Below are 1,577 nucleotides of genomic sequence, written 5' to 3' on the forward strand. Positions count from 1 at the left end.
TGCCGCTCACACTCATTTCCGGCCATCGACGGACGCCGGCGCCGGGTCGCCGGCGTCCCAGATGTACATCCCCTCGGGCACGGGTACCCGGTTGCGCGAGAGCTCCCAGGTGGCGCCGTTCCAGACGTACACGCGGCCGCGCATCTCCGGCCCGGCCCGCACCGGCGCGTCCGCCGATGGCACGAATACCACCCGCGGCCCCGCGCACCCGGCCAGCAGCATCGCCCCCGCCACCACTGCCCACTGCCACTGCCACTGCCTACTGTTCACTTCCCCCTCCTGGCCTTCCATTCCGCCAGCCGCCGGTCGAGCCGCTCGCGCAACCCCGGCTTCGCCGACCGCCACGCCCTCTGCACCATTCCCGTCTGCCATCGTTACACCCTCCGTGGTTGTTCCCCGCGCGCCCATCAGGCCACCCAACCCGATTACGCGCCCTCTGTAACCAACGGAAAGAATCAACATGAGGGTTTGCTTCGCTTGACGCGCCGCCCGGTGCTGCCCCTATATGTTTGCCTGCCATCCACGGCCGCCACCAGCCCGCGAGCTGCCTCAAGCGACGCATCGAGGCAAGCGTGCCCCCAACATTCAGCCTGCCATCCTTCCGCCTATCCTTACAATCCGCAGGATAGGCCGTTAGCATGGATCACATGCTTCTCTTTTTGCCGTTGACGCTTTTCTCCTTTTGGTGCACTATCTCCGCAAACGGTGGTGATAGCCCGAAACTGCTCAATCACTTGTTCGGCGAAGAGATGAAGAAGACGATCATATCGGTACTCATCGCGTGGGCAGGCGTTGCTGCCGGGAGCGGCATTCAACTCACGATTGAACCCGTGACGAACGTCCTCCTTGTCACAGAGGCAAGCGCCCGAGGATTGCCGCCCCCGCAGGAGGTTGTGTTGACCGGCGGGTTTCCGCACCCGGACACAGGCGCCCCCACTTCTGTCACCGCGAACAACATCGTGCATCTGCCTGAGAAAGCATCGCCAGAGGCAGACGCGTGGGCGCGAACCAATGCGTTTCGAGTTGATTTCTTCGCATGCATCAAGAACACCTCGACCGACACCCTGAACTTCTACGATGAATGGAACTCCTGGGGGTTCGACCGACTGAAGATTGTGTGCTACGGGTGGCGCGAGATCTGGATCACAAAGCAGCCAGGCGTCTGGTACCGGAACTTCCCATCGTGGACCAGTCTTCGCCCCGGCGGAGTCATGCGTATTCCAGTCGCCTTTGACGAGGCGCTATGGGACGGAGCGGCCAAGGCAGAGCAGGCCAAGGACATCACCGGAGTCCGAGTATTCTACAATCAACTCGGGGCACCAACGAACGCATTCGGAATCTCAGCCGAGCACTGGCAAGGATGCGAATTCTCGCCATACTACGACATCGGGTCAGTCCTTCCTCGGCACGGTTTCAAGGCGGCAAAGCAGCAGAACATGGACAAAGGGTCGATCGGGATAGGGACGCCCCTTGCGGAGCGCCCCTCCCACACCACTGATCGTACGGATCGCGTAACCAGCGGTTCGGCTGCTAATGACAGAATGAACCGAGCAGGATGACTCCCGCCGAGCGGGTGA

Annotated in this window: 2 protein-coding genes; both read left to right on the top strand. The window is 62.1% G+C overall.

All coding sequences use genetic code 11. The features are described 5' to 3' along the window. Positions 1–464: hypothetical protein (locus FJ222_12805; protein MBM4165301.1), on the top strand; the 464-nt coding region annotated here is incomplete at its 5' end. 174 nt (positions 465–638) lie between these two features. Continuing rightward, a complete protein-coding gene (locus FJ222_12810) occupies positions 639–1,559 on the top strand; it encodes a hypothetical protein (GenBank protein ID MBM4165302.1) in 921 nt (306 codons plus the stop codon). Positions 1,560–1,577 lie beyond the last annotated feature (18 nt).

It is taken from the genome of Lentisphaerota bacterium (assembly GCA_016873675.1).
Taxonomy (GTDB): Bacteria; Verrucomicrobiota; Kiritimatiellia; order RFP12; family JAAYNR01; genus VGWG01.